We start from the raw sequence: 5,174 nt of genomic DNA, 5'->3' as shown, positions 1-5,174 counted from the left end.
GGCGGGCCAGATCAAGACCGGCTCCCTGTGCCGCTCCGATCGCGTCTCCAAGTACAACCGCCTGCTGCGCATCGAGGAAGAACTTGCAGGTCAGGCGCCCTACAAAGGCTTGAAGGAAATCAAGGGTCAGGCGTAAGCCGACTCTGCCTGAAATAAGGAAACGGGACGAACAGAATGCAATCACTGGTTATCGGTAACTGGAAAATGAACGGCAGCCTCTCGGCAAACGAGGTGCTGCTCGATCAGCTGCTGCCCGCTCTGGTCGAACTCAAAGGCGTTCAGATTGTATTGTGTCCGCCGTTTCCCTATATCTCCCAGGCCGATTCGCGCCTGCTGGGCAGCAAGATTCTGCTAGGGGCCCAAAGCCTCAATGCCCATGAGGCCGGCGCCCATACGGGTGAGGTCAGCGCGGCCATGCTCAAGGATCTGAATTGTCGCTATGTGCTGATTGGCCATTCGGAGCGGCGCAGCCTTTATGGCGAAACCGACGCTGACACGGCGAAGAAGTTTATCGCCGCCAAGCTTGGCGGCCTTATACCGGTACTTTGTGTGGGTGAAAGCCTGCAGGAACGCCAGAGCGGCAGCACCGAAACCGTGGTTGCCCGCCAGTTACAGACCGTTATCGACAGTCTGGGCATCGAGACACTCAAAGGCTGCGTCATTGCCTATGAGCCGGTCTGGGCCATAGGTACCGGCGAAACCGCAACACCGGAACAGGCTCAGGCGGTACACGGCTTTATCCGCCGCTTGCTTGCCGGCCAGTCTGCGGCCATTGCCGAGCGTTTGCCGCTGCTTTATGGCGGTAGCGTCAAGGCAGACAATGCCGCCGCTCTGCTGGCCCAACCCGATATCAACGGCGCTCTGGTTGGCGGCGCATCCCTGGATGCCGCAGCCTTTGCAGCCATCTGCCAGGCAGCTGCGCTGCACAGCTAAGAGCGCCGCTAAAAGCTAGAGTGATTAAGCAACTCGACTGTTCTCTCTGGACTCCTGCCGGGAAAAGGCCCAACCGGCACTCTGCACTCTGCACAGACGAAAGCGCAAACCCTGCGCCGGGTCAGCTGCGCATCCTTGCGGACATACTTCCCAGCGATAAGCGGTCGGCTAGCAACCTGTTCGCAGCTACGTCAGCGACGTCTTTATCCTGTAGATATCAAGAAGGATAATTTTCGTTAATATACGCAAATAATATCGACCAACCCCAATAAAACGATTACATTCTAACCAGCAGACGGTACACGCCTGCGGATTAACTCACGCTAATTTCTGGAGGGCAATGATTATGACCACGGACCTGTCTCAACTCTTTCCCGCCGCAGCGGATATACCCGCGGACTATCAATCCGAAGCTCCAATCACCCAGCGCGAATATCTGGTCAATGGTGAGCTTATCCAGTGGAACGGGGACCTAGCGCCGGTCAAGAGCCCTATTTTCCTGCGCCAGCCCGATGGCACCCTGCAGCAAGCCATCCTCGGCAGCACCCCTCTGCTGAATGCCGATGCCGCCCTGCAGGCACTGGACAGCGCCGTTAACGCCTACGACCTGGGTCAGGGCGCCTGGCCTACAATGACCGTTGCGCAGCGCATCGGACACGTTGAAAATTTCCTAAATAAAATGAAGCCACAGCGCGACGCCGTCGTGCGTCTGCTGATGTGGGAAATCGGCAAGAATCGGGCGGATTCCGAAAAGGAATTTGACCGTACCTGTGATTACATAGTTGATACCATTAATGCCCTCAAGGCACTGGATCGACGCTCAAGTCGCTTCGAAAACGAACAGGGCACCCTCGGCCAGATTCGCCGTGTACCCCTGGGCGTGGCGCTATGCATGGGCCCTTACAATTACCCGCTGAACGAAACCTTCACCACCCTGATTCCGGCCCTGATCATGGGTAATACGGTAGTGTTCAAGCCGGCCAAGTTCGGTGTGCTGCTGATACGCCCGCTGCTCGAAGCCTTCCGCGACAGCTTCCCGCCCGGTGTTATCAACATCATCTATGGCCGCGGCCGTGAAACAGTGGGCGCACTGATGGAATCCGGCAAGGTAGATGTGTTCGCCTTTATAGGTACCAACAAGGGCGCCAGCGATCTGAAAAAGCTGCATCCCAAACCGCACCGCCTGCGTGCAGCCCTGGGACTGGATGCCAAGAACCCCGGCATAGTGCTGCCCGATGTCGACCTGGATAACGCCGTCAATGAATGCGTGACCGGCTCGCTGTCCTTTAACGGCCAGCGCTGCACCGCCCTGAAAATCCTTTTCGTGCACCGCAGCATTGTCGACGAATTCGTCAGCCGCTTCGTCACCAAGATGGCGACGCTCAAGGCTGGCATGCCCTGGGAAGCCGGCGTGACCCTGACGCCGCTGCCGGAACCCGGCAAGACCGAGTTCCTCACCAACCTGCTGGCCGATGCCTGCAGCAAGGGCGCCCAGATCATGAACGAACAGGGCGGCACTACCCTGGAAACCTTCTTCTGCCCGGCGCTGCTGTACCCGGTATCGGCCCAGATGCGCGTCTATAACGAAGAGCAGTTCGGCCCCATAGTGCCGGTCGTGCCCTACGACGACCTGAGCGAAGTAATCGAGTATGTTCGCAGCTCCAACTTCGGTCAGCAGCTCAGCCTGTTCGGCCGCGATGCCAAGCAGATGGCGCGCATGATCGATGCCTGCGTCAATCAGGTGGGCCGTATCAACCTCAACGCCCAGTGTCAGCGCGGGCCCGATTCCTTCCCGTTCAACGGCCGCAAGGATTCCGCCGAAGGCACCCTGTCGGTCTCCGACGCCCTGCGGGTCTTCTCCATCCGTACCCTGGTGGCGGCAAAAGATACCGCAGACAGCAAGGCACTGATCGGCAGCATTATCCGCGACCGCGAATCCAGCTTCCTGTCGACCGACTATATCTTCTGATGGCCTAACCCTGCGGCGCCAGCCTCTGAGCACCGCTGCGCTACAGCCAGAATGACCCAAAAAGGCCCCGCCCTGGCATTCAGCCACGGCGGGGCCTTTTGCTATTCATAACTCTTGCCCGCTTTTTTTAGCCTAGCCCCTCGCATCTAGCCCCTGCTTTTAATCTCGCCCCTGCTCTTTTAACCTAGCTCCTTGCTTGCTCCCTGCTGCTCACTGCTGCTCACTGCTGCTCACTGCTGCTCACTGCTGCACCCTTTCCCCTAGCCCCTAGCCTCGCACCTCGCACCTGCTTTTAACCTATGCCCCGAAAGGATGCGACTGTGCCTTGACGTGGCGCACAGCCAGCGCTCACAGATCACAGCAAAAGGCCTGAACCGGCCTCACTCCTACCAGAATAATATCGCAAGGCATTGATATACATATACTTAAAAAATACCTGTCATTAACTTGTTTAAGTGGTCAGGTTTTTGCTTATACCAGGGCAGACATCACATTACGCGGGTACGACAGGCGATCAGCCTTAACGTCAATCCCGGTTTCAAGGAGAACCCCATGTCTGCGCCTAATGAACTGCTCTACCCGCTTGATGCCACACCCGGCTTTAGCCAGTCCAGCTTCGCCGCCATCGCCCATGTGCTGGCGAGCTTTGTCGGCATCATAACCCCGACCCTCATTATCGGCGGAGTGCTGGGGCTCGGAGAACATATCCCCTACCTGATCAGCATGGCGCTGTTCGTTTCAGGCGTCGGCACCCTGATACAGGCCTGGCGCCCGCTGGGCATAGGCGCCGGCATGATCTGCGTGCAGGGCACCAGCTTTGCCTTTCTTAGCTCAGTGCTGGCGGCGGGCTTTATTGCCAAGGCCAAGGGCGGCGGCCCAGAGGAAATCCTCTCGCTGATCCTGGGTGTCTGCTTCTTTGGCGCCTTTGTCGAGATTGTGCTGAGTCAGTTTCTGCATCGTCTAAAGCGCATTATCACCCCGCTGGTCACCGGCATCGTCATCACCATTATCGGTATCAGCCTGATCAAGGTCGGCATGACCGATCTCGCCGGTGGCGTAAATGCACCTGACTTCGGCAGCCCGGCTAACCTTGCCCTGGGCGGTGTTGTACTGCTGTGCATCATTGCACTCAACTTCTGCGCCAACCCCTGGCTGCGACTGTCCTCCATCGTTCTCGGCCTGCTGCTGGGTTTTGTTATCGCCATATTCATGGGCAAGGTCAGCTTCGACGGCCTCGCCGCCCTGCCCCTGCTGAGCGTCCCCATGCCACTGCGCTACGGCTTCTCGTTTGACTGGAGCGCCTTCGCCCCCATCGCTGTGATCTACCTGATCACCGCTATCGAATCCACCGGCGACCTGACCGCCAACTGCATTATTTCCCAGCAGCCAATTCGTGGTGACAGCTACATCAAGCGTATCCGCGGCGGCGTGCTGGCCGATGGCTTCAATTCCATGCTGGCCGCGCTGTTCAACACCTTCCCCAATACTACCTTCAGCCAGAACAACGGCGTGATACAGCTAACAGGCGTCGCCAGCCGCCACATCGGTTTCTACATCGCCGCCCTGCTGATGCTGCTGGGGCTGTTCCCGATAATTGGCGGTATCCTGCAGCAGATTCCCAAGCCGGTTCTGGGCGGTGCTACTCTGGTGATGTTCGGTACCGTCGCCGCAGCGGGCGTAAAAATCCTCGCCAACGAAACCCTCGACAGGCGCAAACTGCTGATCCTGGCGGTGTCCTTTGGCTTGGGCCTGGGCGTAATGACCCCCGACCTGCTTAGCCAGATGCCAAAAATGGTGCAGAGCATCTTCGGCTCCCCCATTACTACCGGCGGCCTGGCCGCGATAGTACTGAGTCTGCTGCTGCCGACAACACAAGCGGGCGAAAGTGAGATAACCGCGACAGATGCTGAAGATACGGCAACAGCTTCTAGGAGGCTGTCCGAGAATGCTGGCCGTAGCGAGAGCCGACTGATTTGAGCGGTTTTTTGCGGTGTTTTAAGGCGATAAATCGGCAGGATAGCCGATGTGCACAGCGTTAGCTGCCCACAGGGCAAGCTACAGGGATGTAGCTTGTGAATAGTGGTTCTATTTAACGCAAAACAGCACGAAAAATAGCCAAACTCAGGTGGCTCGCAGTAGGTTGAGTATTGTCGGACAGCCTCCTAGCAGCCTGTCGGGCTTAGCTGAGCGTCGCGAGGGAAAGGCAGGCAGGCTGCTCTAACTCGCGCGCTGCCCGCCCAGCACCTGGGTCACGTCCCCCAGCACTGCACGG

At 58.1% G+C, this 5,174-nt stretch carries 3 protein-coding genes and 1 pseudogene; all 4 read left to right on the top strand.

The window, feature by feature from the left end:
• Nucleotides 1-136: pseudogene (gene eno / locus MPRO_RS25325) on the top strand (phosphopyruvate hydratase); the annotation flags it as partial.
• 38 nt (nucleotides 137-174) lie between these two features.
• A complete protein-coding gene (gene tpiA, locus MPRO_RS21545; protein WP_067298204.1) occupies nucleotides 175-933 on the top strand; it encodes a triose-phosphate isomerase in 759 nt (252 codons plus the stop codon).
• A 346-nt stretch (nucleotides 934-1,279) separates the two neighbouring features.
• Nucleotides 1,280-2,902: an NADP-dependent glyceraldehyde-3-phosphate dehydrogenase gene (locus MPRO_RS21540; protein WP_067298205.1), complete on the top strand. Its 1,623-nt coding sequence runs from the start codon at nucleotides 1,280-1,282 to the stop codon at nucleotides 2,900-2,902.
• Nucleotides 2,903-3,454: 552 nt separating this feature from the next.
• Nucleotides 3,455-4,879 carry a uracil-xanthine permease family protein gene (locus tag MPRO_RS21535; protein ID WP_067298203.1) on the top strand — a complete coding sequence of 475 codons (1,425 nt, stop codon included), beginning with the start codon at nucleotides 3,455-3,457 and terminating at the stop codon, nucleotides 4,877-4,879.
• The last annotated feature ends 295 nt before the right edge of the window (nucleotides 4,880-5,174 follow it).

The sequence above is a fragment of the Marinobacterium profundum genome, assembly GCF_001528745.1.
GTDB classification, from domain to species: domain Bacteria; phylum Pseudomonadota; class Gammaproteobacteria; order Pseudomonadales; family Balneatricaceae; genus Marinobacterium_A; species Marinobacterium_A profundum.
Note: the sequence above shows the minus strand (reverse complement) of the source record. Positions and strands in the feature narration are given on the sequence as shown.

What these genes read in the sequence shown, in the direction of transcription:
- tpiA (WP_067298204.1), top strand. Translation starts at nt 175, where the DNA reads ATGCAATCACTGGTTATCGGTAACTGGAAAATGAACGGCAGCCTCTCG.
- MPRO_RS21540 (WP_067298205.1), top strand. Translation starts at nt 1,280, where the DNA reads ATGACCACGGACCTGTCTCAACTCTTTCCCGCCGCAGCGGATATACCC.
- MPRO_RS21535 (WP_067298203.1), top strand. Translation starts at nt 3,455, where the DNA reads ATGTCTGCGCCTAATGAACTGCTCTACCCGCTTGATGCCACACCCGGC.